The organism is Pseudomonas sp. NPDC089534 (assembly GCF_044749305.1).
In the GTDB taxonomy this organism is placed as follows: domain Bacteria; phylum Pseudomonadota; class Gammaproteobacteria; order Pseudomonadales; family Pseudomonadaceae; genus Aquipseudomonas; species Aquipseudomonas ekonensis.
In genome coordinates this window covers 93,059-119,899 of sequence record NZ_JBIVHR010000002.1, presented here as the reverse complement: position 1 = coordinate 119,899, position 26,841 = coordinate 93,059, and the positions used below count along the sequence as shown (strand labels likewise).

Genomic DNA, 26,841 nt, shown 5'->3' with positions numbered 1-26,841 from the left:
GGCAAATATATAGTTGCCTCAGGCAATCATGTCAATCATCCCCTGATTCAGCGAAGGTCGCGTCCATCTCATCCCGGTCATAGTCCAGCAAGTACGCCTGGTGCTTGCGGTACAGCTGTGAAAGCAGCGTCTTGTTGGGGCCGACCACGTCCATCCCCCTGTCGTCATAAGGGAACGCCATGACCTGCCGGTTCAGGTTGAAGAGGTAAAAGGCGCAACCGGGTTTGGGCCTGATGGCGCCGAAATCGCTGGCCATCGCGCACCAGAGAACGGCTTGCAGCAGATCCGACGGGGCCTCGAACGCGACGTTCACCCAGTACTCGGGCACCGTTTCGTCAAACCATTCGTCGTCGATCATCTCGCTCCAGACCGAGCGGACGGCGGGTATCTGGATGCCCGCTGACTGGAGCGCGCGGAGCGTGGCGCGATGAACCATCGGGTTGCCGCGGGAATGGGTTCGCAGGCAGACGGTGAGCGAATCTTCACCGTCGAAGACATCGCGGCAGACCTCGGTCGCTTTGCGCAGGGCCGTCAGAAACTGTTCGATCATCCCGCCGCCTTCGGAGAGTCCGAAACGCAGCCCGCCCGGACAGGCATAGAACAGCGGCCGGGCGAACGCCTGGCCGTCGAACAGGTGGTCGATCTCAATCTGCAGGTTCATCTCGTTCCTTTTTGATGTTCAAACCGAGGGTGAGGAGGGGTGCACCAATTAAGTAACACTTGTTTCCTTAATTCACAGGATCCGTGCACGATCCTGCCCGGCTTGGCTTTTGCGGGGCGACGGCTTGTCGGTGCGAGCAGCGTAACGGTTTGATTTCCCTTAAGAAAGACTATCCAGGCGTGCGGTTGGCATGTCGATTGCTTTTGTTTATCCGACTTGGTCATTTGATCAAGTCAGATGGTTTTGGCGGGCCTCCTCTGCTTTTCCGCAACGGCCGCCCGTCGAAGCACCACGAGATTGGCCTGAAAAACACCAGGCAGAGCAGGAGATTTGCCATGTCCATGACCCGCCGGAACGCATCCAGCCCGTCGGCCGCCGAGCCGGGACACTTTCGCAGCCTGGGCGGCTGGCTCGAACGTCCGGACGATATCCAGCCGTCCCTGTCCGGCGACGACAGCGCCGATGTGATTGTGGTGGGCGCCGGGTTCGCCGGCCTCAGCACGGCGCTGGAACTCACGGCCCTGGGCGCGAAAGTGATTGTCCTCGAGCAGGAATTCGCCGGCTTCGGCGCCAGCGGCCGCAACGCCGGTTACCTCGGCGGCGGCCAGGGGCTGGAGTACGAGCTGTTCCTCAAGCGTGTCGGCCACGAGCAGGCCAGATCCATCATCCGCTTCTACGACGAAGGCGTCGGCTATGTCGAAAGAAAGCTGGGCGAACTCGGCATCGACTGCGACTACAACCCCTCGGGCATCATCCGCGCCGGCGTGCATCCTTCCCAGGAAAAACGCCTGCGCGAAAGCATGGAGCTGGGCGTCTCGCTGGGTTCGCCGGCGACCTTCCTGGATCACGCGCAGATGCGGGCGCGGGGCATTCCGCCGGCGTTCCTGTTCGGCTGCCACATCCCCGGCGGCGGCACGCTGAACCCCGGCAAGTATGTGCTGGGCCTGCGCCGCGCGGCGATCCGCGCGGGCGTGCGGCTCTACGAGAACACGCCGCTGCTCGGCTACAGCGAAGGGCCTGTCATCGAGTGCAAGACGCCGCACGGCAGCGCCAGCGCGCCGCACCTGGTGTTCGCCACCAATGCCTACACCCCGCAGCTCGGGCTGCTGCGCGACAAGGTCATGCCCATCAAGGTTTCGGCCATCGAGACCCAGCCGCTGTCGCCGGCGCAACTGGCGTCGCTGGGCTGGCCGAACCGCGAAGGGATCATGACCTCCCACCTGACCATGGAAAGCCACCGCCTGACCGCCCACAACACCCTGGTGCTGACCACCAAGCGCATCAGCTACGTGTACGGCAGCAAGACCCCCAACGAGCCGGACCACGTCGCCTACCAACAATTGGCCGTCGCGCTCCACGAGCGTTTCCCGACGCTGCGCGGGCTGGGCATCCAGCATTGCTGGAGCGGCTACATCAGCCTGGCGTTCGACGCCTTGCCGGTGGTGGGCGAAACCGGCACGCACCAGAACATCCATTACACCGCCGGCTGCTCGGGGCACGGCGTGGGCACCCAATCGTTCATCGGCCATCTGCTGGCGGAGCGCATCGGCGGCATCGAGCACCCGTTGCTGGCCGCCCTGCGCCACAAGACGCCGTCGCTGCTGCCGGAGCCGTTGCAGTGGTGCGCGATGACGCTGGCGCTGGGCGCCGCGCATCAGCTCGACAGCTTCACCAACCGACGGGTGCGCAAGGCCGGCTGAGCCCGGCGCCGGCGCAGGCCGCCGTTCACGACACCGTTTGACCCTGCCGCGCGGATCGCCGTGTACGGGCGGACAGGCCCCGTTTTGCCCGAAGAAAGGCTCCGTCAGGGAGCGACCCCATCAGAAGACCACTTGCGTGAGGTAGGAACATGGACAAGCCGTACTCCCCCGGGAGTCCGTTCGAATTGCCGCGAAGGCAACTGCTCAAGCTGGCCGGCGCCTCGATGGCCGTCGGCGGCCTGGGCCTCAGGATCGGCCTGGCCGATGCCGCCGACACGGCGGAGGGCGATGCCGGCGACGTGCTGGACGTGGCGATCATCGGCGCGGGCCTGGCCGGACTGACGGCGGCCCGCGACCTGCAAAGGGCCGGCTGCGAAGCGTTCGCCGTGCTGGAGGCCCGCGACCGGGTGGGCGGTCGCACGCTCAATCACGATCTGGGCTCGGGCTTCGTGTCCGAGGCCGGCGGGCAGTGGATCGGCCCGGGCCAGACCGCCGTGGCGGACTTGGCTCGCGAGCTGGAGGTGGGGACGTTCCCCAGTTATTACCAAGGTCGCACGGTGGTTCTCGGCGGGGCCGACGGGCGTGTCGAAATCGACCTGGAAGGCACCTTCGGCACCGACGAAACCCTGGCGGCCAAGCTCAGCGAGCTGTCGCGGGACGTGCCGTGCGGGGCGCCGTGGAAGTCCTCCCGGCTCGCCGAACTGGACAAACTGTCGATGGGCGACTGGCTGGCCGGGCAGGGCGTCAAGCCTGAGGACCGCTCCGGCTGGGACGTCAGCCTGTCGCTGACCTGCGGGGTGCCGCCGGCGAAGATGGGCCTGCTGCATTACCTGTCGATGATCAATTCCGCCGGTTGCGAATATGCGCGGCTGGACTCGATCAAGGACAGCGCCCAGGGCACCCGGTTGGTCGGCGGCTCGCAGTTGCTGTCGATCAGGATGGCCGATGCCCTGGGCCCGAAGGTGCGCCTGTCGTGCCCGGTGCGGCGGATTTCGGACTGGGGGCAGCCGGTCGTCACGCTGCACACCGACCGGGGCCCGGTGCGCGCCCGCAAGGTGATCATGGCGATCCACCCGGCGCTGTGCCATCAACTGACCTTCGACCCGCCGTTGCCCGCCGGGCGCGCCGCCCTGCAAAGCGCCTGGCCGGCCCATGCGCCGGCGCGCAAGACGGTGATGGTCTACCGCCGCCCGTTCTGGCGCGACAAGGGCCTGAACGGCCACACCCTGCAACTTAACGGCCCGATCCTCTGGGCCTACGACAACTCGCCGCCGGGGGGCGAGATCGGCGTGATCAACGCCTTCATCGTCAACGCCAAAGTCCCTTCCGACCTGAACGAGGTGAAAGACCTGCTGGCGCAAACCTACGCGAAAAGCCTGGGGGAAGAGGCCTTGAGCCCTGTGTCATACAGCGAGCACGACTGGGGTTTCGCCGACCCGTGGACGATCACCTGCGTCTCGCCGATCCCGCCGGGGTTCTGGAGCACCCATGGCGAGTCCCTGCACCCGTCCTGCGGCAACCTCTACTGGTCGGGCACGGAAACCGCCGACATCTGGGCCGGCTACATGGACGGCGCCGTGCGCTCGGGGCACCGCAGCGCCCTGCAAGTGCTCAACGCGTTGCGCCAGGGGTAGGAGGACAACATGAAAAGACTCATGACGTTGGGCGTGCTGGCGGCGGTCGCATTGCTGACCGCCTTCTACGGCCGGGATCTGCTCGGCCTCTATCACCTGCAGCAGTACATCGGCGATTCGGCCCAGGCCTACGAGGCCGAAGGGCCGTGGCCGCACCTGACGGACGTCTGCACCAGTTGCCACGGCAACGGCGGCCGTTCGCTGCATCAACGCTACCCGAGCCTGGCCGGCCAGCCGGCGCCGTACCTGATCGGCCAGTTGCAGCAGTTCGCCGACGGGCAGCGCCGGGCGCCGAACATGGAACCGCTGGCCAAGACCCTCAGCGAGTCGGACATCCGCCAGTTGGCGGACTACTTCGCCCGCCAGAGCCCGCCCGACAACCAAAGCTTTCGCCCCGACGCCGGCCTGCTGGACGCGGGCAAGCAACTGGTGACCACCCGCGGCTGCGTCGCCTGCCATGGCCAAAACCTGCAAGGCGCCGCCGGGTTCCCGCGCCTGGCCGGGCAGGGCGTCGACTACCTGCGGGCGCAGCTCGACGCGTTCGCCGACGGCCGCCGCCGCGAACCGACCGGCGCCATGCAGGCCATGGCCGCCGCGCTGTCGGCGGACGAACGCAAGGCGATCGCCCATTACCTGGCTTCGGCCAACCAACCACCACAACATCCCTAAAGCGAGCGTGCCGCCATGGATCCTCGAAACATCGCTATTTGTCTTGCCGCTTTCCTGCTGGTTTCGTCCGGCGTCGTGTATGGCATCCAGTTCCTGCGCAAGGGCAACGTCCTGCTGGGGCTCGAATGCCTGGTCGTGGCGTTCTCGGCAACCAATGCCTTGCTCTACTTCGTGATGGGTTGGGAGGTGTCCTACTTCATCTCGTTCTTCTGCGATGCGTTCTCCCGGGGCTTCGGCATCCCGGTGATCGCGGTGATCGGCATGATGGCCGTCACCCACGGCTACAAGCCGCAGCTCACCAAGGACATCCTGCTGTTCGCGGCCGCCCTGGCGGCGACGTTCGGGCTGGTGCTGTCGAGCGCCATCGCCAAGCCGCTGCCGTACTTCTACCTGGTCACCTGGAGCTGCTTTTCGCTCTATCTGGTGTGGGTGGTGTGCCAGTTGGTGAGCGTCGGCGAATACCGGGCGGCCATCGGTCTGACCCTGGCCATGCTGAGCAGCCAGGCCATCGCAAGCATTTATGACTTCTACAAAATTCCGGGGGACGAGACCAATGTCGTCCTGAACTTCTACACCCTGGCCATGGGGACGTGGGCTTTCAACCTGATGCAGTTGCATGTCGCCTATTGCGCGCTGGGGCGTTCGAAGAAGGCTTCGTACCAACTGCAACCCCGCTGAACCGACCGAGGACAAGGCAACGATGAACACAGAAAACAGCGAATTGCCCCTGGAGGCCGCCCAGCGGCGCCGGTTGTTGCAGGCGCTCGGAGCGGCGGCGGTGGTCGGCGGCCTGGCGTTGAGCGGGCGGGCCGCGGCACAGCAGCCATCGACGCCCGAGGATGTGCTGGACGTGGCGATCCTCGGCGCCGGCCTGGCGGGCCTGACGGCGGCACGGGACTTGCGGGCGGCCGGTTGCGAATCCTTTCAGGTGCTGGAGGCCCGGGACCGGGTGGGCGGGCGCACCTACAACCATGACCTGGGCGATGGCGTGGTGTCCGAGGCCGGCGGCCAGTGGATCGGCCCAGGCCAGACCGCCATCGCCGACCTGGCCCGGCAACTGGAGGTGGACACGTTCCCCACCTATTACCAAGGCAAGACGGTCTACCTGTTGGGCGATGCCAGTGTGGAGGAAGACGCCAGCGGCGGACCGAACGCCAACGCGGCGCTGGTGGGCAAGCTCAACGAAATGTCCCGCGCGGTGCCGGCCGCCGAGCCGTGGACGGCACAAAACGCTGCCGCCCTCGACAGGCAGACCGTCGGCGAATGGCTCAGCCGCGAAGGCGCAAGCCCGGTGGACCGGATCGGCTTCGACATGTCGGTGAGCCTGAGCTTCGGCAGTTCGCCGGCCGGCGTGAGCCTGCTGCACTACCTGTCGATCATCAACACCTCAGGCTGCAGCCTTGAATCGCTGGAAGGCATCAAGGACGGCGCCCAGGAAACCCGCTTCGTCGGCGGCTCGCAGCGGCTGGCGCTGAAGATGGCCGAAGGGTTGGGCGACAAGGTCGGGCTGTCGTGCCCGGTGCGCAAAATCGTCGGTTGGGACCGGGACATCGTCGAGCTGCACACCGACCAGGGCGTCGTCCGCGCCCGGCAGGTGATCGCCGCGCTCAACCCGGCGTTGTGCAACCGGATCGAGTTCGATCCGCCGCTGCCCGAGGGGCGTGCGCAACTGCAGCGCCGCTGGCCGGCCCACGCGCCGATGCGCAAGACCGTGCACGTGTACGACCGGCCGTTCTGGCGCGACAAGGGCCTGAACGGGCAGATCGTGCAGGTGGAGGGGCCGTTGATCTGGTCCTACGACAACTCGCCGCCGGACGGCCGGATCGGCGTGCTCAACGCGTTCGTCCGCACCGGGCAATTGCCGAGCGATGCCGGGCGTGCCGAGGCGATCCTGTCGCAGATCTACGCCAAGGCGCTGGGCGACGAAGCCCTGCGGCCCCGGCAGTTCCACGACCATGACTGGGGCAAGGCCGATCCTTGGTCGCTGAGCTGCATCGCACCGCTGCCGCCGGGATTCTGGACGCAGTGGGGCCAGCACCTGCGGCCGTCCGTGGGGCGGTTGATCTGGTCCGGCACCGAGACCGCCGAGGTCTGGCCGGGGGCGATGGACGGCGCCGTGCGTTCCGGCCGCCGGGCGGCGCTGCAAGCCTTGCAGGCGTTGGCGCAGCGCAGGAGGACGGCCTGATGAAGCGGATCATCTGGACCGCAACGGCGTTGGCGGCCGTGTCCGTGGCGGCGTTCGCCGGGGTCTACGGCCCCGAGATGTGGCAGGGCTACCGGTTCATGCAGAACCTGGACGCCCACGACGCGCACTACCAGGCCAGCGTCGGGCCCTGGCCGCAGTTGCAGGACACCTGCGCGCTGTGCCACGGCGCCGACGGCCGATCGGCCAATGCCCGGTATCCGGCGCTGGCCGGCCAGCAGGCGGCGTACCTTGAGGCGCAGTTGCGCGCCTTCGCCCAAGGGCACCGGCACAGCCCGACGATGGAGGCGCTGGCCGCGAGCCTGAGCGACGGGCAGATCAAGCGCCTGGCGGACTTCTACGCGAAACAGGCGCCGGGGACGGGTGAGCCAGACGACAACGTCAAGGCGCTCCAGAACCAAGGCAAAACCGTGTTCGCCGCCAAGGGGTGCGCGGCCTGCCACGGCAACGAGGCAACGGGTGGCCCGCTGGCACCGCGCATCGCCGGGCAGGGACGTTTCTATCTGGCGGATCAGTTGCACGCGTTCAAGCAGGGCAGCCGCCGGGATCCGGGGCAGGCGATGAATGCCATGGCGGCGGGGCTGTCGGAGGCGGACATCGAGGCGGTCAGCGCCTGGCTGGGCGGTTCGGTGCCGCCCTCCGTGCGCTAGCAGGCGGGAACCGGGCGGGCAGGGACGCCCGCCGCCGGTTCAGCGTGCGGGCGGTGGCGCGATCAGGGTCAGCACCGCCGCAAGCAAGGCTTCCTTGCGGGCGTCGGTGAACCGTTCGGGCTCGATGGGCTTGGCCATCATCCAGCCGTCGCCCATGGCGCAGATGAGGTCGGCGAGCACGGTGGCCTCCACGTCCCCGCGGACCGTGCCGTCACGCTGTCCCCTGGTCAGGACCGAACTGAACGCTTCGCGAAAGCGCGCATAGCGCTCCTCGAAGACCTTGGCGAAGGCCGGCTCGTGCCGGGCATGGGCCATTAGCTGGAACAGGGCCAGCCAGGCGTCTGCCTCGTCGGTCTTGGCCAGGTTCAGCCATTCCTTGATCAGCGCGCCGATGTCCAGGTCGCTGCCGCCGTGGAGCAGGATGTCGAATTCGTCGAACAGGTGGCGGGCGGCGGCGGTGACCATTTCCTCTTTGTTGGCGAAGTAGTAGGTGACCGCGCCGGTGGTGCAGCCGGCCTGCTGCGCGACCTTGCGCATCGACGTGTCGGCATAGCCTTCGCGGGCGATCACCGACATCACCGCTTTGAGCAGCCCGGTGCGTTTTTCCTCATGGTTGCCCACCGGACGGCCACGGCGGGCGCGCGGTTCGGGTTGGCCGTCGAGGAGCGGGCCGGGCGTGTCGGCAGGGTCGGGGCGAGGGGCGTTGTGCATGGGAATGGCTGAGCTCCGGGCGCAGTCGTTGCGCAAGTGATCCAGTCCCGCACTATAGGAAAATTATCGGGGGAAAGCACCCGGCGCGGCGTGCCCCGCAGCCAACGGCGTGGCGGGGCACGCGCAGGTCAGGCCCGGCCGCTGCCGACCACGGCCACCGCGCGGATCTCGACCCGCAGCTGCGGCAACGACAGCTGCGAGATGCCGAGGGCGCTCCATGCCGGGTAACGGTCGGGGAAGTACTCGTCCTTGACCTTGGCGAACGCCTTGATGTCGGCTTGCAGGTCGGTGTGGAAGGTCATCAGCTCCACCACGTCGGCCAGGGTCGCGCCCGCCTCTTCAAGCACCGTGCGCAAGGCCTGGAACGCCAGGTACGACTGCTGGGCGATGCCTTCGCCGGGCACGGCGTTGGCGTCGATCCCCACCTGGCCGGAGACCCAGACGATGTCGCCGACGCGGTTGGCCTGGGAGAAGTGGTACTGGTCGTAGAACGCTTGCGTGTGGGGCGGGTTGATCAGTTCGCGCTTGGGTGTCGGTTCGCTCATGGCAGCTCTCCACGGTCAGGTCAGATGAGTCGGCGGAAGGTCGGGTGGCGGAACGGCTCGCCCGCTTTCAGGCCGGCCAGTTCGTTGGCGAACAGCGAGCCCTGGGGCGGGTAGCCCGAGGCGCTGTCGGCCGGCAGCGGGCTGAACGTGGCGTCGTCGCCGAAGAAACGGAACACGAAGGTGTGCCGGTCCGGGAACGCCGCGTCGACCGGCGCGCCGCCGTGCAGGGAGCCTGGGTGAAGCACGACGATGTCGCCGGGCTCGGTGGCCCAGGACAGGATGTCGTAGGCGTCGGGGTCGAGCTTGCGCCGGGCCTCGATGTCCGGCAGGCGCGGCAGGGCGTCGCCGCCGTGCAGCGGTTGGGTCGGGTCGTTCGGGTCGCGGAAGGTGGTGCCGTCGTAGCGCGGCCCGCGGTGGGAGCCGCGGACGATCTCCAGGGCGTTGCGCTTGGGCACGGACTCGAAGCTGATCCACGCGTTGCCCCAGTGTTCGCCGGCCCAGGGCAGGTAGGACGTGTCCTGGTGCCAGAGGGTGCGCGAGCCGTGGCCGCCGGCCTTGAGGAAGACTTCCTCGGCGAAGTACCAGACGTTCTCGCTGCCCCAGAGGTCAGCGAACAGGCAGCCCAAAGGCAGGGCCGCCACCAGGGCCTCCAGCCGGGCCTTGGCCACGGGGTTGGCGTTGTCGACGTGGGCTTGCTGCTCGGTGTCGTTGAACATCCGGAAGGCGTTGGGGCCGTGGTTGTCCACGGCCCAGTCGTAGGCTTCCCGGCATTGGGACAGTTGCTGCGGGTTCAGGAATCCTTTGATCAGCACGGCTCCGTCTTCCCGGAATGCCTTGCGAAGAGACGCTTGCATAGCGGTTTCCTCCATCAGTTCGCCACATGGCCGACCGAGCGTAGCCGCGTCTTTCACATAAGCGCAACGACCGTTATCTAAATGAATGGAGCACCATTCAACGGTCGGCACTCCAGCCTGCATGAACCCGGATGAAGTCGCAGACGTGCTGTGCGGCCTCACGGGACTGCGGCAGTGCGGCAACCATCTGGAACACATGGGGCAGGTGCCGCCAGACCTCCAGCTGCACCGCCACGCCCGCCGCGCGGGCCTTGGCGGCGGCACGCACGGCGTCGTCCAGCAGCATCTCGGTGCTGCCGACCTGCAAGAGCAACGGCGGCAATCCGTTGAAGTCGCCGAACAGCGGCGACACCGCCGGCAGCGAATGCTGTTCGGCGCTGGCGTAGAAGCCCCGGATGCCGATGGCGAACGCGTGGGTGAACACCGGATCGCGGCGGGCGTTGGTGAGGGCGCTGGCGCCGCTGAGGGTGAAGTCCAGGAACGGCGACAGCAACGCCGCGCAGCAGGGCAGCGGCCGGCCTGCCTGTTTCAGGTGCTGCAAGGTGGCCAGCGCCAGGTTGCCGCCGGCCGAATCGCCGGCCAGGACGATGTGCTGCGGTTTGATGCCCTGGTCCAGCAGCCACTGGTAGGCGGCGAAACAGTCTTGCAGCGCCGCCGGATGCGGCGACTCCGGCGCCAGCCGGTAATCGACCATCAAGGCCCGGGCGTCCAGGGCCTTGCACCATGACGCGACCATGCCGGCATAGGTGTCCGCCGTGTAGCCGACGAAGGCGCCGCCGTGGATATAGAGCAGCACGCGTTTCGGCCGGCAGGCCTTGGGCACCAGCCAATGGGCGTTCACGCCGTTGCAGTCCACCCGTTGGCGCTGCACGCCGGCCAGCAGCCGGTGCGGCGCCTGGCGGTCGAGTTTCGCCAGTCGGTCGCGCAGCGCCGCAACGTCGATGCGCGCCCCGTGGCGCCATTTCACGGTGAGGCGCAGCAGGCCGTTGAGCAGCGCGCCGATCCAGCGGCCCCGGCGGGGATGGACGAAGCGGGTGTGGCCGACTTCGCGGGGCGAGCCTTGTCTGAGGGATGTCATCGCCCACCTCACTGCAGCGCGGTCTGGCGCGGGGCGGCCGACGCCTGGCGCAGCGGCTGGAACGTCAGGCGCGGATCCTCCACCGGATCCTTGAGCAGCATTCGCTTGTCGGCGCTGTAGTTCATCAGCACGCGCCACGGATGAGCCTTGCCCTGGCGCGGCAGGATCTGCCGGTCGCGCTGGATGTAGCCGGACTTCATCGAGTCCATGATGCCGTCGTTCAAGGCGTTGCCGTCGTCGTCCATCGGGGCGACGGTTTCCAGGCCGTGTCGGTCCATGAACTTGAACAGGCGGCACAGGTACTTGGCCGACAGGCTGACCTTCAGCGTCCAGGAAATGTTGGTGTAGCCGAAGATCCACGCAAGGTTGGGCAGGTTCTCGAGCAGCACGCCCTTGTAGGTCAGGTGCTCGTTGACCGGGTAGGGCACGCCGTCGACCGACAGCGCCAGGCCGCCCAGCAGCTGCAGCTTGAGGCCGGTGGCCGTGACGATGATGTCGGCGTCCAGGTGCTGGCCGGACTTGAGCAGGATGCCGTGCTCGGTGAACCGCTCGATGCGGTCGGTCGCCACACTGGCCTTGCCCTGGCGCACGGCCTTGAACAGATCGCCGCCGGGCACGGCGCACAGGCGTTCGTCCCAGGGCATGTAGGCCGGGGTGAAATGGCGCATGTCGACGCCGGGGCCGACCTGGCGGCGGACGTGGTTGAGCAGGAACTTGCGCATCAGCGTCGGCCAGCGCCGGCACGCCACGTAGGCCCAGCGGTACATCAGGATGTTGCGCTTGCGCGCCAGCGCGTAGGCCCACCGGGACGGCATGAGGTGCGCGAGCGCGGCGGTCAGCTTGTCTTCCGCCGGCAAGGAGTAGATGTACGAGGGCGAGCGCTGCAGCATGGTGACGTGCCCGGCGGTCTGCGCCATGGCCGGGATCAGCGTGGCGGCGGTGGCGCCGCTGCCGATCACCACGACGCGCTTGCCGGCGTAGTCCAGGTTGTCCGGCCAGTGCTGCGGGTGGATCCGCAGGCCCTTGAAGTCGTCCTCCCCGGCGAAGGACGGCAGGAACCCTTCGTCGTGGTTGTAGTAGCCGGTGCAGCACACCAGATGCTTGCAGCGGTAGGCGCGCAGGTTGCCGCTGGCCTCGTGCAGGGCGGTGAGGTGCCAGCGCCGGTCTTCGGTGGACCAGTCGGCGCCGATGATCTTCAGGCCGAAATGGATCTTGTCGTCGATGCCGAACGCCTGGGCCGTGTCCTGGATGTACTGGCGCAGGGCGGCGCCGTCGGCCAGCACCTTCGGGCTGTCCCACGGGCGGAACCGGTAGCCGTAGCTGAGCATGTCCGAATCGGAGCGGATGCCCGGATAGCGGAACAGATCCCACGTGCCCCCTGCGCAGTCGCGCCGCTCCAGGATCGCCAGGCGTTTCTCTGGACATTCTTCGCTCAGGTGGCAAGCGGTTCCGATGCCGGAAAGGCCTGCGCCGATAATCAGTACGTCGTAGTCGTTGTTGTTCATGACGTTGCTCCGGGCACATTGACAAAGCGTCGAGGCTCGCTCGACAGCCTCCGTAATGTAGGGGGCAGGCGCAAAAATAGATTGACGGAACATGACAGCCGATTGACATTTGGCGACACCCTGACCGCACAAGAGCACAACAATGAGTCATCTGATCCGGGCGACCAACCTGTGGGGCTACGACGAACTGGTGCGCGAGCTGGGCGGCGAACCGCAGCGCTTCCTGACGCGCTTCCACATCCCGCCGGCCCATGAGCGGCCCGACGACGCGTTCTACCTGTACCGCAGCGCGTCCCTGCTGCTGGAGGCGACGGCGGTGGAGCTCAAGTGCCCCGACTTCGGCTTGCGGCTCGCGCAGTGGCAGGGGCTGGAGATGCTCGGGCCGGTGGCGGTGATCGCCCGCAACTCCGCCACCGTGCTGGAGGCGTTCCAGGCCATCGCCCGTTACCTCTACATCCACAGTCCGGTGCTGCAGCTGGCCTTTGAGCGCCATGACGACGCCGGCTGGGTGCAGTTCGATTACCGGATCAGCGAGCTCTCGGCGCCGCAGTTGCGCCAGTCCTACGAGTTGAGCCTGGCCAACGCCCTGCAGATCCTGAAGCTGCTGGCCGGCGAGGGCGCGCACCCGATGCAGGTGTCGTTCCTGCACCCGCCGCTTCGGCCGGTGCGGGGCTACGAAAAGACCTTCGGCTGCGAAGTGAAGTTCGAACAGGACTGGTGCGGCTGGCGGATGCCCATCCACCTGGCCGAGCGCGCCATCGACCACGCCGATGCCCAGACCCTGCACTACGCCACCCGTTACCTGGAATCGAGTTACGCGCCGGGCACCGCCGCGCTGAGCCTGAGGGTCGTCGAGCTGATCGGCCGGCTGCTGCCGACCGGGCACTGCAACATCGAGAACGTCGCCGACGGCGTGACCCTGCACCCGCGGACCCTGCAACGGCGCCTGCTCAGCGAAGGGGTGCGCTACGAAGAGCTGCTCGACCGCGAGCGGCGCCGGCTGGCCGACCATTACCTGTGCCGCTCGGGGTTGCAGATGGTGCAGATCGCCGGCCTGTTGGGGTACGCCGAGCAGAGCGTGTTCAGCCGTTCGTGCCAGCGCTGGTTCGGCACCACGGCGAAAAAGCACCGCGACCGGTCGCATGCCTGAGGGCGACCGGCCGCTTGGCGGTCACTTCGCGGCGAGGGGCTGCGCGACGTTGAGTTCACCGCGGCGCAGCAGCCGCGAGCCGAACAGGATCATCCACAGCGGGAAGACCGCGACGATGACCACCAGCAACCCGTAGGACAGCCGGTCCAGCTCGGGAAAGAACCCCACCGGGAACGCCAGGCCAAAGCACACGCCGACCAGCGCCAGCGGCCAGCGCAGGGACGCGCTCCAGCCATCGCGCTTCAGTTGCGCGCCGACCACCAGGCCCCAGAACAGCACGACAGGGCCTTCGCACCACCACAAGCCTTTTTGCGACGCGGTCGCGATGGCGGTCCAGGCCGCTTCGGCGGCGGCCTTGGCCACCGGATCGCCTGAGGCGTGCAGTTGCGCCAACGGGTTCAGGGCGGCCAGTTGCAGGCAGGCGCCGACCAGCCCGAGCGTCACGTACACCGTGATGGCCAGGGCCGCCATGTCGCCCAGGGGACCCGCCTGCTGTCGGTACTGGTTCCACAGGTGGCCGCCGATGGCCAGCAGCGGCAGGTAAAAACCCAGCAGGTCGGCGAACATCGACAGCCGGAACAGCTGCCGGGAGCCGGCCGGCAGCGCGAGCATCGTCGCGCCTTGCAGGGTGACCGCCATGTCGCCTTGGGTGGCCACGGCCATCAGCCCGACGTTGAGGTAGGCGAACACGCCGCCGAGAATCGCCGCCCAGGCGGTCAGGCGTACGGTCTTGTTGTGATGGGTATTCATTGTTCTGTCTCACACGAGTTCTTGGGTTCAGGCCGACGCCAGCCATTCGGCGCCGCGCTCGGCGATCATGTAGGTGGCCGCGTTGGTGTTGCCGCCGACCAGCGTCGGCATGATCGAGGCGTCGATCACCCGCAGCCCCTCCAGGCCATGCACGCGCAGGCGGTCATCGACCACGGCCATCTCGTCGCGGCCCATCTTGCAGGTGCCGACCGGGTGGTAAATGGTGTCGGTGCGCCGGCGCAGCAGCTCGATCAATTGCTCGTCGCTGTGCAGGTCCTGGCTGTACAGGTCCTTGAGGCCGAAGCGGCCCATCGGCGACTGGGCGAGGATCTCGCGGGTGATGCGGTAGCCCTTGAGCAGGGTCTGCACGTCATCGTCGTGGGCCAGCAGGTTGGGGTCGATGCGCGGGTCGGCCGCCGGGTCGGCGGAGTTCAGGCCCACGCTGCCGACGCTTTTGGGCCGCAGCACGCAGACGTGGCAACTGAAGCCGTGGCCCCAGTGCAGCTTGCGGTTGTGGTCGTCCACGGCGCCGATCACCGAATGCAACTGGATATCGGGCCGCTCCAGCTCCGGCCGGGTCTTGAGGAACGCTCCGGCCTCGGCGCAGTTGCTCGACAGCGGGCCGCGCTTGTGGCGCACATAGTCGACCACCGCCTTGCCCATCTTCAGGCTGCCGCCCAGCGAGACGCCGAGCAGCGAGGTGTCGGTGCTCTTGTAGCAGAGCACCACGTCCGGGTGGTCGCGCAGGTTCTGCCCGACGCCCGGCAGCTCATGCTGGACGGCGATGCCCTGGGGCTGGAGCTCGGCGGCGGAACCGATGCCCGACAGCATCAGCAGGTGCGGGCTGCCGAAGGTGCCGGCGGCCAGCAGCACTTCCTTGCGCGCCTTGATCGATACCCGTGAGCCGTTGAGCGTCAGCTCGACCCCCACGGCCCGTTTGCCCTCCAGCAGGATGCGCCGGGCCTGGGCGCCGGTCAGCACGGTGAGGTTGCTGCGCTGGCGCGCCGGGTTGAGGAACGCGCTGGCGGCGCTCCAGCGGCGGCCGTCGCGGATGGTCACGTCGTAGTAGCCGACGCCTTCCTGGTCTTCGCCGTTGAAGTCGGGATTGTAGCGGTGCCGGGCCATCCGGCCGGCGGCCACGAAGGCCTCGGTGGCGGGGTGCCGGTGGGCGGGGCTGACATGCAGTTCGCCGTCGGCGCCGTGGAAGTCGTTGCTGCCCTTGTGGTGGCTTTCGCTCTTGCGGAAGTACGGCAGCACGTCCTCGTAGGACCAGCCGTCGTTGCCCAGCGCCTGCCAGTCGTCGAAGTCGCTGCGGTGGCCGCGGATGTACACCATGCCGTTGATCGAACTGCTGCCGCCCAGCACCTTGCCACGGGGCTGGTAGCCCAGGCGTCCGCCCAGGCCCGGCTGCGCGACGGTGTGGAAGGCCCAGTTGACGTGCCGGGTCGGCAGGATCGCCGCCACGCCCACCGGCGTGTGGATCAGCGGCGAGGTGTCCGGCGGCCCGGCTTCCAGCAGGCACACCCGGATCCCGGGATCGGCGCTGAGCCGGTTGGCCAACACACAGCCGGCGGAGCCGGCGCCCACGATGATGTAGTCGAATTCCATTGGTGCAGGTCTCGAATGATTGCGAAGAGAGCACCTGGATTCTTGGCCAGTCCCGCGCCGATTGATTGGCTTTGCATGACTGGTTTTTGACTTTGCGCGACGGCCTGCCCGACTGGCGCCGTCAATGGGCCGCTGCGGTCTGGTCGCCGCCCACGGCGCCGTGCAGGAACATCTGCTCCACCGCCCGGGCCGAGTCGGCCGGCGCCGCACGCCCGCGCTGTTCGGCGTCGACGATGCCGTACATCAGCGAGATGAACAGTTCGGTGAGGACGGCCGCCGTGATGTCGATCCGGACGACGCCCAGTTGCTGGCCGCCGAGAAAGAACCGATCCAGCGCATCGAAATAGGGTTTCCAGCGTGCGTCCGGCTGCTCGAAGTCCAGCGAGTCGGGCCGGTACTGGACCATCAGGAACGCCATCAGCTCGCGGTGGGTCAGGTGCTCCCGGATCAGGCGGCGCAGGGCTTCCTGCGCATCGGCCGGGTCGAGCCGGGCGTTGGCGATGATCATCCTGAGCATGTTTTCGGCATGCAGCTCCAGCCGGTTCAACAGGTTGTCCCGCGTTCCGCAGAAACGGTGCAGGGTGGCCTTGCTCAGACCGGCCATCTGCGCCAGTTCCTTCATGGTTGCCCGGGGCCGGCTGACGAATGCCGCCGTCAGGCGCTTGAACAGATGTTCGTCGTGGGGCGTCGGTGGATGCGCCCAGTCCAAGGCAGGTGGAGCGGTGGCGGATGCAGGCATTTCTGTTGGGGGCATGGCGCAGACCAGGGTCGGGTTCAAGGGAATGACAAAAAACATTCATATGAGACATATTTGACTCATAACGAATCTGAAAGTAGCATTCGCGCCATTCTTGATCAAGCCTTGGGTGTCTCATGGGTAATTTGCGTGCAATAGGGATGGCGAGTTCATTGGCGATGGCCATTGCGCTGGCCGGGTGCGGGGCGGCGGACGATCAGCAGAACGTGGCTGAAGTCCCGCGGCCGGTCGAGGTGGTGCCGGTGGTCACCGAACCGTTGGCGTTGAGCTCGGAGCTGCCGGGCCGGGTCGAGCCGATGCGCGTGGCGGAAGTGCGCGCACGGGTGTCGGGCATCGTCCTGCACAAGCGGTTCGAGGAAGGCGCGGACGTGAAGGCCGGCGACTTGCTGTTCCAGATCGATCCGGCACCGCTCAAGGCCGCGCTGTCGCGTGCCGAAGGCGAGCTGGCCCGGGCCCGCTCGACGCAGCAGGAGGCGCAGGCGCGGCTCAAGCGCTACGAGCCGCTGGTGAAGATCGAAGCGGTCAGCCAGCAGGACTTCGACAGCGCCACCGCCCAGCTGCGCGGCGCCGAAGCGGCTGCACGCACGGCCCAAGCCGATGTGGAAACCGCCCGTCTCAACCTCGGCTATGCCTCGGTCACCGCACCGATTTCCGGCCGGGTCGGCCGTGCGCTCGTGACCGAAGGCGCACTGGTCGGGCAGGGCGACGCCACGCTGATGGCGCGGATCCAGCAGTTGGATCCGGTGTATGTCGACTTCACCCAGTCGGCCGCCGACGCGCTGCGCCTGCGTGAATCGCTCAAGGACGGCAAGCTCTCGGCCAACGGCAACAGCGCCTTGTCGATCCGCGTCGAAGGCACCGCCTACGAGCGCCAGGGTGCCCTGATGTTCACCGACGTGGCGGTGGATCGCGGCACCGGCCAGGTGTCGCTGCGCGGCAAGTTCGCCAACACCGACGGCGTGCTGCTGCCGGGCATGTACGTGCGGGTGCGCACGCCTCAAGGCACCGACGGCCAGGCCATCCTGGTGCCGCAGCGTGCGGTGCAGCGCGGCAGCGACGGCGGCGCGACGGTGCTGGTGGTCGGCGCGGACGAGCGGGTCGAGGCCCGCAGCGTGCAGACCGGCGCCATGCAGGGCTCGCGCTGGCAGATCAGCGAAGGCCTGAAGGCCGGTGACCAGGTGATCGTCGGCGGCATGGCCGGCCTGCAGCCGGGCGCCAAGGTCACGGCCAGCCAGGCTCAAGCACAAGCACAGTTGTCCGGCGCCCATCAGTAAGGCCCGGTGGCCGCGAGGATTTTCCGATGTCCCGATTCTTCATCAAACGCCCGAACTTTGCCTGGGTGGTGGCGCTGTTCATCTCCCTGGCCGGGTTGCTGGTCATTCCGATGCTGCCGGTGGCGCAGTATCCCAACGTCGCGCCGCCGCAGATCAAGGTGACGGCGACCTATCCCGGCGCCTCCGCCAAAGTGCTGGTGGACTCGGTCACCAGCGTGATTGAGGAGTCGCTCAACGGCGCCCGCAACTTGCTGTACTTCGAGTCCACCAACAACTCCAACGGCATCGCCGAGATCGTGGTGACGTTCCAGCCCGGCACCGATCCGCAGCTGGCCCAGGTGGACGTGCAGAACCGCCTGAAGAAGGCCGAGGCGCGCATGCCGCCGGCCGTGCTGACCCAAGGCCTTGAGGTGGAGCAGACCAGCGCCGGTTTCCTGCTGATCTACGCGCTCTACTACAAAGAAGGCGCGCAGCACGCCGACGCGACCGCGCTGGGCGACTTCGCCGCGCGCAACATCAACAACGAACTGCGCCGTGTGCCGGGCGTCGGCAAGCTGCAGTTCTTCTCCTCCGAAGCGGCCATGCGGGTCTGGATCGACCCGCAGAAACTGGTGGGCTATGGACTGTCCATCGACGACGTGAGCGCCGCCATCAGCGGCCAGAACGTGCAGGTGCCGGCGGGCAGTTTCGGCAGCGTGCCGGGCAGCAGCCAGCAGGAGCTGACCGCCACCCTGGCGGTGAAAGGCACCCTGGACAATCCGCAGGAGTTCGGCCAGATCGTCCTGCGCGCCAACGAAGACGGCTCGACCGTCAAGCTCGCGGATGTCGCGCGGGTGGAAATCGGCCAGGAAAGCTACAACTTCTCCTCGCGCCTCAACGGCCGGCCGGCGGTGGCGGCGGCGATCCAGCTGTCGCCGGGCGCCAACGCGCTGCAGACCGCCGCGTCGGTGAAAGAGCGTCTGGCCGAGCTGTCGCAGTACTTCCCGGCTGACGTGGAATACTCCGTCCCTTACGACACCTCGCGGTTCGTCGACGTCGCCATCGAGAAGGTGATCCACACCCTGATCGAAGCGATGGTGCTGGTGTTCCTGGTGATGTACCTGTTCCTGCAGAACGTGCGCTACACCCTGATCCCGTCGATCGTGGTGCCGGTGTGCCTGGCCGGTACGCTGCTGATGATGTACCTGCTCGGCTTCTCGGTGAACATGATGACCATGTTCGGCATGGTGCTGGCCATCGGCATCCTGGTGGACGACGCCATCGTGGTGGTGGAGAACGTCGAGCGGCTCATGGCCGAGGAAGGGCTGTCGCCGGTGGACGCCACGATCAAGGCGATGGGGCAGGTGTCGGGCGCCATCGTCGGCATCACCCTGGTGCTGTCGGCGGTGTTCATGCCGCTGGCGTTCATGTCCGGCTCGGTCGGCGTGATCTACCAGCAGTTCTCGGTGTCGCTGGCGGTGTCGATCCTGTTCTCGGGCTTCCTGGCGCTGACCTTCACCCCGGCGCTGTGCGCCACGCTGCTCAAGCCGATCCCTCACGGGCACCATGAGAAGCGCGGTTTCTTCGGTGCGTTCAACCGTGGCTTCGCCCGGCTCACCGAACGCTATTCGCTGCTCAACAACGCCCTGGTGATGCGCGCCGGGCGCATGATGCTGGTGTACGTCGGCATCATCGCCATGCTCGGCTACTTCTATGTGCGCCTGCCGGAATCCTTCGTGCCCGTGGAAGACCAGGGCTACATGATCGTCGACATCCAATTGCCGCCGGGCGCCACCCGCACCCGCACCGATGCCGCCGGCGCGGAGCTTGAGCGCTACCTCGCCACCCGCGAGGCCGTGGCCTCGACGTTCCTGGTGTCGGGCTTCAGCTTCTCCGGCATGGGCGACAACGCGGCGCTGGTGTTCCCGACCTTCAAGGACTGGTCGCTGCGCAACGAAGAGCAATCGGCCCTGGCGGAAATCAACGCGCTGAACGGGCAGTTCGCCGTGCCCCGCGACGGCGCGGTGATGGCGGTGCCGCCGCCACCGATCGACGGCCTGGGCAACTCCGGCGGTTTCGCCCTGCGTCTGCAGGACCGCGCCGGCCTCGGCCGCGAGGCGCTGATTGCCGCGCGCGACCAATTGCTGGGCCAGGCCAACGGCAACCCGAAAATCCTCTACGCGATGATGGAAGGCCTGGCCGAGTCGCCGCAGCTGCGCGTGGTGATCGACCGCGACAAGGCGCGCACCCTGGGCGTGAGCTTCGAATCGGTCAGCGGCGCCTTGTCGGCGGCGTTCGGTTCCGAGGTGATCAACGACTTTACCAACGCCGGCCGTCAGCAGCGGGTGGTGGTGCAGGCCGAGCAGGGCGACCGGATGACCCCGGAAAGCGTGCTCAAGCTCTATGTGCACAACAGCGCGGGCAATCTGGTGCCGCTCAGCGCGTTCGTCACCACCCACTGGGAAGAAGGCCCGGTGCAACTGGTGCGCTACAACGGTTATCCGTCGATCCGCATCGTCGGCGACGCCGCACCGGGTTCCAGCACCGGCGAGGCCATGGCCGAGATGGAACGCCTGGCCGCGCAGTTGCCGGCGGGCTTCAGCTACGAATGGACCGGCTTGTCTTATCAGGAGAAGGTGTCCAGCGGCCAGGCGACGCAACTGTTCGCCCTGGCGATCCTGGTGGTGTTCCTGCTGCTGGTGGCGCTGTACGAAAGCTGGGCGATCCCGTTGACGGTGATGCTGATCGTGCCGATCGGCGCCATCGGTGCGGTGCTGGCGGTGATGGTCACCGGCATGCCCAACGACGTGTACTTCAAGGTGGGCCTGATCACCATCATCGGCCTGGCGGCGAAGAACGCGATCCTGATCGTCGAGTTCGCCAAGGAACTGTGGGAGAAGGGCTACAGCCTGCGCGACGCCGCGCTGGAAGCCGCGCGCCTGCGCTTCCGTCCGATCGTGATGACCTCGATGGCGTTCATCCTCGGCGTGGTGCCGCTGGCCCTGGCCACCGGCGCAGGCGCCATGAGCCAGCGCGCCATCGGCACCGGCGTCATCGGCGGGATGCTCAGCGCCACGCTGCTGGGCGTGCTGTTCGTGCCGATCTGCTTTGTCTGGGTGCTGACAGTGCTGCGCCGCAAACCGGCTCCGATCGAATCCTTGGAGTCTTCCGAAAAACCGGCCTTGGCCCAGGAGTGATCCCATGCGTCTTTCAGCCATTTCCTCGCTGTTGATCGCCCTGGCCCTGGGCGGCTGTTCCCTGGCGCCGACCTACGAACGGCCCGACGCGCCGGTGGCCGACCACTGGCGCGGCCAGTCGGCCCCGGCCGGCACGGCCATCAATGAACTGTCCTGGCAGACGTTCATCGTCGACCCGCAGCTGCGGGGCCTGATCACCACGGCCCTGGACAACAACCGTTCGCTGCGCCAGACGTTGCTGGACATCGAAGAAGCCCGCGCGCAGTACCGCATCCAGCGCGCCGACCGGGTGCCGGGCCTCAACGCCGGCGCCTCGGGCAACCGCCAGCGGCAGCCGGCGGACCTGTCCAACAGCGGCCGTTCGGAGGTCGCCAGCCAGTATCAGGTCGGCCTGGCGCTGCCGGAATACGAGCTGGACCTGTTCGGCCGGGTGAAGAGCCTCAGCGACTCCGCGCTCCAGGAATTCCTGGCCACGGAGGAGGCGGCCCGCGCCGCGCGGATCGCCTTGGTCGCCGAGGTCAGCCAGGCGTACCTGGTGCACGACGGCGCCCAGCGTCGCCTGGCATTGACCCAGCAGACCCTGATCAGCCGCGAATACTCCTTCGCCCTGATCAGCCAGCGCCGTTCGGTCGGCACCGCCAGCGCCCTGGACTATCAGGAAGCGCTGGGGCTGGTGGAGCAGTCCCGCGCCGAACAGGAGCGCAACCTGCGCCAGAAGCAGCAGGCGTTCAACGCCATGGTGCTGCTGCTCGGCACGCCGGATGCGGCGAAGTCGATCCCGAAGACCGCGCAGGCCTCGCCGATGCTGGTGCAGGACATCGCGCCGGGAACGCCGTCGTCGCTGATCGAGCGCCGTCCGGACATCCTGGCCGCCGAGCACCGCTTGCAGGCGCGCAACGCCGACATCGGCGCGGCGCGGGCGGCGTTCTTCCCGCGCATCACCCTGACCGGCAGCTTCGGCACATCGAGTGCGCAGATGTCCGGCCTGTTCGACGGCGGTTCGCGATCCTGGAGTTTTGTGCCGACCCTTTCGCTGCCGCTGTTCGACGGCGGCCGCAACCGCGCCGGACTGAGCCTGGCCGAGGCGCGCAAGGATTCGGCGGTGGCCGCGTATGAAGGCACGATCCAGACGGCGTTCCGTGAAGTGGCGGACGCCTTGTCGGCCACCGACACCCTGCGCCGCGAGGAGCAGGCCCAACGTGCGCTGGCCGACACCAGCCGCGAGACCCTGACCCTGGCCAAGGCCCGCTACGAAGGCGGGATCGACAGTCACTTACGCTACCTCGATGCCCAGCGCAGCAGTTTCGTCGATGAATCGGCGCTGATCGAGGTCGGCACCCAGCGCCAGATCGCGCTGGTGGACCTGTTCCGCTCGTTGGGCGGCGGCTGGCCGGGCGAGAAGCTCGCCAACCGGTAAACGCACGTTGCGTGCTCCTTGGGTCGGAAGCTTCGACCCGCTCGCCCCGCGCCCTTTGGGTCGCGGGGCTTTTTTATGCGCAGCGTTTGCGGCGTGCGGGTTATTCCGGGCGGGGGGTGGCGGCGGCGCCTTGCAGGAACATCAGTTCCATCACATGGGCCGAGTTGGCGCTGGCGGCGCGGCCGCGGCGTTCGGCGTCGACCATGCCGAAGATCATGGTCAGGAACAGTTCGGTGAACACCGCCGCGGTGATGTCGATGCGGAACGCGCCCAGTTGCTGGCCGCGCAGGAAAAACGCATCCAACGCGTCGGCGTAGGGCTGCCAGCGCTCGTCGCCGCCGTTGAGGGTGTCGGGCCGGTACTGGAACAGCAGGAACGCGAGCATCTCGCGATGGGCCAGGTGTTCGTTGATCAGGCTGCGCAGCGCCGCCAGGGGCTCGCCGTGCACAAGGTCGGTGGTGCCGACGATCTGGTTGAGCACGGTCTCGCCGTGGTTTTCCATGATCAGCACCAGGTTGTCGCGGGTGCCGCAGAAGCGGTGCAGGGTGGCCTTGCTGACGCCGGCGGCCTCGGCCAGCTCCTTGAGCGTCGCCCGCGGGCGATCGACGATGGCCAGTGCCAGCGCCTTGATGAGTCGTTCGTCGTGAGGAGTCAGGGACATCAGGGGTCTCGGGTGGTGTTTCGAATGCCTGCCATTGTGCAGAAAAAGCGCGGGGGTTCAATGAAAAGGGCCATCGCGATGGCGTTGTCGTGCGCAAGAAGGCTGCGCCGATGCGCAATGGCGATGGCCGGCACGGGTCAATGGCCCTGCAGCCAGCGCAGGATATCGTCCCAAAGCGGCTGCGATCCGTCCCGGAAATAGCCCATGTGCCCGTAGGGGGCGGTGCCGGCGGGCGGGGTCAGGTCGGGGGTGGTCAGCGGCGCGTTGCGGTAGGCCTGGGCGAAGGCGTCGCGCGAACGTGGCGGCGCCCAGGGGTCGTCCACCGAGGCGGCGAACGCGCAGGGGGTTGTCACGCTGGCGTACAGCCCATGGACATGGGCCATGGCGGGGTCGTCGAAGAAGTAATGCGGGAACCGGCACCAGCGTTTCCAGGCCTGGTAGACGCCCAGCGGCAGGTCGTCGCCCATGCCAAGCATGCTCCAGGCCATGTAGCCCTTGCAGGCGACGATGGGCGGCAGCACCAGTGTCCAGAGCAGGCGCGTCTTGAGCGCTTCGGCCCTGGACATCCAGCCGCTCCACCCGGCGCCGGCGCCCAGCGAATAGCACGCGGTCAGCGCCTGGTGGTTGGACAGCAGGCCGATGGCGTGGCCGCCGAACGAGTGGCCGACCCAGTACAGCGGCAGTGTTTGCCCGTTGAACAGATCCACGGCGGCGGCCAGGTCTTGGCTGGCCCAGTCCAGGTAGGCCATCTCGAAGCCTTTGAGCGACGCCGGTTTCGATTCGCCGATGCCCCGGTAGTCGAGGGTCAGGACGTTCAAGCCCTGCTGCGCCGCGTGTTCGGCAAAGCGCCGGTAGAAACGCTGCTGGACGCCGGTGGCGCCCGCCACGATCAGATTGCCTTTGGCGGTGCCGGGCGCGCGGTAGAGCAGGGCACCGAGCCGGTAGCCGTCACGGGCGACCAGCGCAACCTTTTGCGTCTGCACCGGGGTGATGAAGGGGGATGCGAGGGTGTTCATCGTCGGGTTCGCTTGTTCAGGGGGAGGGCGACAAAACATCAACGGCCTGTGAAGCGCGGATCGCGCTTTTGCATCATCGCCATGACGCCCTCGCGCACGTCCTCGCTTTTGATCAGCGTCAGGAGTTGTTCGTTGAGTTTCGACAGGGCGGCGCCATCGCCTTCGTCCTGGGCCAGGAAGGCCGATTGCAAGGTGGCCCGAACCGCCAGCGGTGCAGCCTTGGCGATGCTTTCAGCGTATTCGAGGGCACGGGGCAGCGCTTGGCCGGAACCGACCACCTCGGTCAGCAGGCGCATCTCCAGGGCCTGCGCGGCGTCGAACGCTTCGCCGGTGAGCATGTAACGCATGGCCGCGGCCCAGCCGGCGGCGCGGGTGAAACGGACGGTGGAACCGCCGGCCGGCGAAATGCCGCGCAGGACTTCCAGGTGCGCGAACCGCGCGTTGTCGGCGGCGACGGCGATGTCGGCATTGAGCATCAGCTCGATGCCGGCGGTCCAGCAGGTGCCTTCGACGGCAACCACCATCGGTTTGCGGCGGCGCGGCGCCGAGACGCCCCAAGGGTCAATGCCGTCTTCGGGGTAGCGGAAGCTGCCGGAGGCGAGTTTCGGCGTGAGTTCCATCAGGTCGAGCCCGGCGGTGAAATGCTCGCCGTGGGCAAACAGCACGGCGCAGCGCAATTGTTCGTCACGTTCGTACTCGCCGATGGCCCGTGACAGGTCGGTCAGCAGCGCGCTGTCGAAGGCGTTGCGTTTGCCGGCCCGGTCCAGGCCGATCAGCATCAGGTGTCCGCGCCGTTCCCGGGTCACCCGGCCTGCACCGCTGTTGGCTTCAGTCATGTCGCTTGCTCCTGCGTTTCGAGGGTTGGTCACTTACTGACCGTTCGTTAGGTAAGCCAAAAACTAAACGAACGGTTGGTAACCGTCAAATTGAGCAGGGCAGGCTTATGTCATAGAATCAGCGCCAGTGATCCTGATCAGGAATTCCCCGTGCGACCGTTGAAAATCCCCCGAGAGGAACTGCTGCTGCGCTGCGCCGGCACGTTCAAGCGCCTGGGCTACCACGGCACCACCATGGACGTGCTCGCCGCCGCCTGCGGATTCACCAAGGCGTCGTTCTATCACCATTACCCGAACAAGGAATCGCTGCTGCGCGACGTGCTGGAGTGGACGCACCAGGGCATCCGCCAGATGCTGTTCGCCGTGGCCTACGATGAGAAGCTCAGCCCCCAGGAGCGTCTGGGCAAGATGGGGCGCAAGGCGGCGAGGCTGTTTCAGGACGACGCCATCGGTTGCCTGATGGGCGTGGTGGCGGTGGATGCGACTTACGGCAAAAGCGAGCTGATGGCGCCGATCCGCGCCTTCTTCGATGAATGGGCCAAGGCCTTCGCGCATTTGCTCGCGGGGCGCCTGGACGAGGCGCAAGCGTTGCAGACCGCCCGGCAGTGGGTGGCGGATTACGAGGGGGCGATCCTGCTGGCGCGGGTCTATGGCGATGCGTCCTATATCGACGCCGTCACCCGCCGGGCACAGGCCTGTCTTGAGGCCGGCGCTCAATCCAGCACGTCGTGCAGCACCTCGTAGATCAGGCCTGTGGCAATCGTCACCAGCAGCAGGTCGGTGCCTGCCTGTCGCCATTCATAGCCATCGTAGTGGGGCAGGCGGCCGCTTAAGCGGCTGTCGAGCTTCTTGGCGATGCCCGGCGGCAGCGGCTTGCCACGGGCCAGGTTCTTCTGGATGCCGGGCGGCAGCGACGGGCCGGGGCTCCAGTAGCCGCGGTTGTCGTCGAGAATCACCCGCACGCCGCCGATGTCGACGCTGGGCTGGCCGTAACCGCCGTGGGCCTGGTTGCCGTGCTGGGCACCCTTGTCGTGGCCCTTGCCGTTGCCCTTGCCGTTGCCCGGATCGGCCAACAGGGCCGGGGCGGTTGCCGCGAGGGTGAGGCCGGCGACGATGGCCAGCAGGGTCTTGTTGATCGACATCGGGCACGCTCCTCGGAAAAGTCCTGACGCTGGCGAGTGTAGCCCGGTCGCCGGAATTTGAAATGTGCGGCGCGGCCCGACACAATCGCGTCCCGATCCGGCCGCCGGGCCGAAATCCGCTGGTGAACAGGAACCGCCGTTGAACGAACAGACATTGTCCATGCGCCTTGAGCGCGTCGCCGCCCAAGTGCCGCAAGGCGCACGCCTGGCCGACATCGGCTCGGACCACGGCTACCTGCCGGTGGCGCTGATGCGCCGGGGCGTGATTGCGGCGGCGGTGGCCGGCGAAGTGGCGCGCACGCCGTTCCATGCCGCCGAGCGCACCGTGCGCGACAACGGCCTGGACGAATCCATCACCGTGCGCCTGGCCAACGGTCTGGAGGCCATCGAGCCGGACGACGCCATTACCGCGATCAGCCTGTGCGGCATGGGCGGGGAGACGATCCGCGACATCCTCGACAGCGGCAAGGCGCGGCTGAACGGCCGGGAGCGCCTGATCCTGCAGCCCAACGGCGGCGAAGAGCCGTTGCGGCTGTGGCTGATGGACAACGGCTACCGGATCCTTCACGAAGAAGTGCTGCGGGAAAACCGCTTCGACTACGAAATCATCGTCGCCGAACGCGGCGAAGCGCCGGCCTACACCGACCGGGAACTGTACTTCGGCCCGTTGCAGATGCAGGCCCGCAGCCCGGCCTTCCTGGACAAATGGCAGCGCACGCTGCGCCGCCGTCAGCAGACCTTGAGCCACTTCGCCCGGGCCCGCCAGTCGGTGCCCGAGGAAAAGACCGGGGAAATCGAGCGGCAGGCGCGCTGGATTGCCGAACTGCTGGCATAGGCTGGCGCT

At 67.4% G+C, this 26,841-nt stretch carries 25 protein-coding genes; 12 read left to right on the top strand and 13 right to left on the bottom strand.

From position 1 onward, the window contains the following. Positions 1 to 31 precede the first annotated feature (31 nt). A complete protein-coding gene (locus ACIP0B_RS01290; RefSeq protein WP_400829140.1) occupies positions 32 to 661 on the bottom strand; it encodes a DUF3885 domain-containing protein in 630 nt (209 codons plus the stop codon). Positions 662 to 1,002: 341 nt separating this feature from the next. On the opposite strand from ACIP0B_RS01290, the gene ACIP0B_RS01285 reads away from it, so the two are divergent. The 6 genes from ACIP0B_RS01285 (at position 1,003) to ACIP0B_RS01260 (ending at position 7,517) form a co-directional block, all read left to right on the top strand. After that, positions 1,003 to 2,361 carry an NAD(P)/FAD-dependent oxidoreductase gene (locus ACIP0B_RS01285; RefSeq protein WP_400829173.1) on the top strand — a complete coding sequence of 453 codons (1,359 nt, stop codon included), beginning with the start codon at positions 1,003 to 1,005 and terminating at the stop codon, positions 2,359 to 2,361. Between the two features lie 149 nt (positions 2,362 to 2,510). Beyond that, the gene (locus tag ACIP0B_RS01280) at positions 2,511 to 3,995 is read left to right on the top strand and encodes a flavin monoamine oxidase family protein (RefSeq protein ID WP_400829138.1); all 1,485 of its coding nucleotides are present in this window, start codon (positions 2,511 to 2,513) and stop codon (positions 3,993 to 3,995) included. A 9-nt stretch (positions 3,996 to 4,004) separates the two neighbouring features. Next, on the top strand, positions 4,005 to 4,664 hold the full coding sequence (locus tag ACIP0B_RS01275) for a c-type cytochrome (RefSeq protein WP_400829136.1): 660 nt from the start codon (positions 4,005 to 4,007) through the stop codon (positions 4,662 to 4,664). Between the two features lie 15 nt (positions 4,665 to 4,679). Then, positions 4,680 to 5,342, top strand: a complete 663-nt coding sequence (locus ACIP0B_RS01270; RefSeq protein ID WP_400829134.1) for a hypothetical protein — start codon at positions 4,680 to 4,682, stop codon at positions 5,340 to 5,342. A 22-nt stretch (positions 5,343 to 5,364) separates the two neighbouring features. Continuing rightward, positions 5,365 to 6,849 (top strand): flavin monoamine oxidase family protein, encoded by a 1,485-nt coding sequence (locus tag ACIP0B_RS01265; protein ID WP_400829132.1) that lies wholly within the window; start codon positions 5,365 to 5,367, stop codon positions 6,847 to 6,849. After that, entirely contained in the window at positions 6,849 to 7,517 is a 669-nt protein-coding gene (locus ACIP0B_RS01260) for a c-type cytochrome (RefSeq protein WP_400829130.1), read from the top strand. The genes ACIP0B_RS01265 and ACIP0B_RS01260 overlap by 1 nt, the downstream gene beginning before the upstream one ends. A gap of 39 nt (positions 7,518 to 7,556) precedes the next feature. On the opposite strand, the gene ACIP0B_RS01255 is transcribed toward ACIP0B_RS01260, so the two are convergent. The 5 genes from ACIP0B_RS01255 to ACIP0B_RS01235 all read right to left on the bottom strand — a co-directional run bounded on the left by ACIP0B_RS01255 (position 7,557) and on the right by ACIP0B_RS01235 (position 12,210). Then, complete coding sequence (locus ACIP0B_RS01255) at positions 7,557 to 8,228, bottom strand: TetR/AcrR family transcriptional regulator (RefSeq protein WP_400829128.1); 672 nt, start codon at positions 8,226 to 8,228, stop codon at positions 7,557 to 7,559. Positions 8,229 to 8,356: 128 nt separating this feature from the next. After that, positions 8,357 to 8,773 carry a RidA family protein gene (locus ACIP0B_RS01250; protein WP_400829126.1) on the bottom strand — a complete coding sequence of 139 codons (417 nt, stop codon included), beginning with the start codon at positions 8,771 to 8,773 and terminating at the stop codon, positions 8,357 to 8,359. 20 nt (positions 8,774 to 8,793) lie between these two features. Further along, positions 8,794 to 9,627: a phytanoyl-CoA dioxygenase family protein gene (locus ACIP0B_RS01245; RefSeq protein ID WP_400829124.1), complete on the bottom strand. Its 834-nt coding sequence runs from the start codon at positions 9,625 to 9,627 to the stop codon at positions 8,794 to 8,796. A 97-nt stretch (positions 9,628 to 9,724) separates the two neighbouring features. Continuing rightward, positions 9,725 to 10,705: an alpha/beta hydrolase gene (locus ACIP0B_RS01240; protein ID WP_400829122.1), complete on the bottom strand. Its 981-nt coding sequence runs from the start codon at positions 10,703 to 10,705 to the stop codon at positions 9,725 to 9,727. 8 nt (positions 10,706 to 10,713) lie between these two features. Then, entirely contained in the window at positions 10,714 to 12,210 is a 1,497-nt protein-coding gene (locus ACIP0B_RS01235) for a flavin-containing monooxygenase (RefSeq protein ID WP_400829120.1), read from the bottom strand. Positions 12,211 to 12,352: 142 nt separating this feature from the next. Between ACIP0B_RS01235 and ACIP0B_RS01230 the strand changes: the two genes are divergently transcribed. Continuing rightward, complete coding sequence (locus ACIP0B_RS01230; RefSeq protein ID WP_400829118.1) at positions 12,353 to 13,360, top strand: AraC family transcriptional regulator; 1,008 nt, start codon at positions 12,353 to 12,355, stop codon at positions 13,358 to 13,360. A gap of 21 nt (positions 13,361 to 13,381) precedes the next feature. Here ACIP0B_RS01230 and ACIP0B_RS01225 read toward each other — a convergent pair whose 3' ends face one another. The 3 genes from ACIP0B_RS01225 to ACIP0B_RS01215 form a co-directional block, all read right to left on the bottom strand. After that, positions 13,382 to 14,110, bottom strand: coding sequence for a hypothetical protein (locus ACIP0B_RS01225; RefSeq protein ID WP_400829116.1), 729 nt, complete (start codon positions 14,108 to 14,110; stop codon positions 13,382 to 13,384). Between the two features lie 27 nt (positions 14,111 to 14,137). Then, complete coding sequence (locus ACIP0B_RS01220) at positions 14,138 to 15,718, bottom strand: GMC family oxidoreductase (protein WP_400829114.1); 1,581 nt, start codon at positions 15,716 to 15,718, stop codon at positions 14,138 to 14,140. A gap of 121 nt (positions 15,719 to 15,839) precedes the next feature. Beyond that, positions 15,840 to 16,457 (bottom strand): TetR/AcrR family transcriptional regulator, encoded by a 618-nt coding sequence (locus ACIP0B_RS01215; RefSeq protein ID WP_400829172.1) that lies wholly within the window; start codon positions 16,455 to 16,457, stop codon positions 15,840 to 15,842. A 134-nt stretch (positions 16,458 to 16,591) separates the two neighbouring features. Here ACIP0B_RS01215 and ACIP0B_RS01210 point away from each other — a divergent pair, with 134 nt between their 5' ends. The 3 genes from ACIP0B_RS01210 to ACIP0B_RS01200 are packed head-to-tail and all read left to right on the top strand — an operon-like array spanning position 16,592 to position 22,342. Next, entirely contained in the window at positions 16,592 to 17,749 is a 1,158-nt protein-coding gene (locus ACIP0B_RS01210; RefSeq protein ID WP_400829112.1) for a MexC family multidrug efflux RND transporter periplasmic adaptor subunit, read from the top strand. 26 nt (positions 17,750 to 17,775) lie between these two features. Continuing rightward, positions 17,776 to 20,925 (top strand): multidrug efflux RND transporter permease subunit, encoded by a 3,150-nt coding sequence (locus tag ACIP0B_RS01205; RefSeq protein WP_400829110.1) that lies wholly within the window; start codon positions 17,776 to 17,778, stop codon positions 20,923 to 20,925. Between the two features lie 4 nt (positions 20,926 to 20,929). Beyond that, entirely contained in the window at positions 20,930 to 22,342 is a 1,413-nt protein-coding gene (locus tag ACIP0B_RS01200) for an efflux transporter outer membrane subunit (RefSeq protein ID WP_400829108.1), read from the top strand. 100 nt (positions 22,343 to 22,442) lie between these two features. Here ACIP0B_RS01200 and ACIP0B_RS01195 read toward each other — a convergent pair whose 3' ends face one another. From ACIP0B_RS01195 to ACIP0B_RS01185, 3 genes are all read right to left on the bottom strand, one after another. Then, complete coding sequence (locus tag ACIP0B_RS01195; RefSeq protein WP_400829106.1) at positions 22,443 to 23,003, bottom strand: TetR/AcrR family transcriptional regulator; 561 nt, start codon at positions 23,001 to 23,003, stop codon at positions 22,443 to 22,445. 137 nt (positions 23,004 to 23,140) lie between these two features. Further along, positions 23,141 to 24,019 (bottom strand): alpha/beta fold hydrolase, encoded by an 879-nt coding sequence (locus ACIP0B_RS01190; RefSeq protein WP_400829104.1) that lies wholly within the window; start codon positions 24,017 to 24,019, stop codon positions 23,141 to 23,143. 38 nt (positions 24,020 to 24,057) lie between these two features. Beyond that, positions 24,058 to 24,855 carry a crotonase/enoyl-CoA hydratase family protein gene (locus tag ACIP0B_RS01185; protein ID WP_400829102.1) on the bottom strand — a complete coding sequence of 266 codons (798 nt, stop codon included), beginning with the start codon at positions 24,853 to 24,855 and terminating at the stop codon, positions 24,058 to 24,060. Positions 24,856 to 25,005: 150 nt separating this feature from the next. Between ACIP0B_RS01185 and ACIP0B_RS01180 the strand changes: the two genes are divergently transcribed. After that, the gene (locus ACIP0B_RS01180; protein ID WP_400829100.1) at positions 25,006 to 25,599 is read left to right on the top strand and encodes a TetR/AcrR family transcriptional regulator; all 594 of its coding nucleotides are present in this window, start codon (positions 25,006 to 25,008) and stop codon (positions 25,597 to 25,599) included. On the opposite strand, the gene ACIP0B_RS01175 is transcribed toward ACIP0B_RS01180, so the two are convergent. Continuing rightward, positions 25,569 to 25,997 (bottom strand): anti-virulence regulator CigR family protein, encoded by a 429-nt coding sequence (locus ACIP0B_RS01175; protein ID WP_400829098.1) that lies wholly within the window; start codon positions 25,995 to 25,997, stop codon positions 25,569 to 25,571. The two genes, ACIP0B_RS01180 and ACIP0B_RS01175, sit on opposite strands and share 31 nt — an antisense overlap. 139 nt (positions 25,998 to 26,136) lie before the next feature. Here ACIP0B_RS01175 and ACIP0B_RS01170 point away from each other — a divergent pair, with 139 nt between their 5' ends. Next, positions 26,137 to 26,832, top strand: coding sequence for a tRNA (adenine(22)-N(1))-methyltransferase (locus ACIP0B_RS01170; RefSeq protein ID WP_400829096.1), 696 nt, complete (start codon positions 26,137 to 26,139; stop codon positions 26,830 to 26,832). The last annotated feature ends 9 nt before the right edge of the window (positions 26,833 to 26,841 follow it).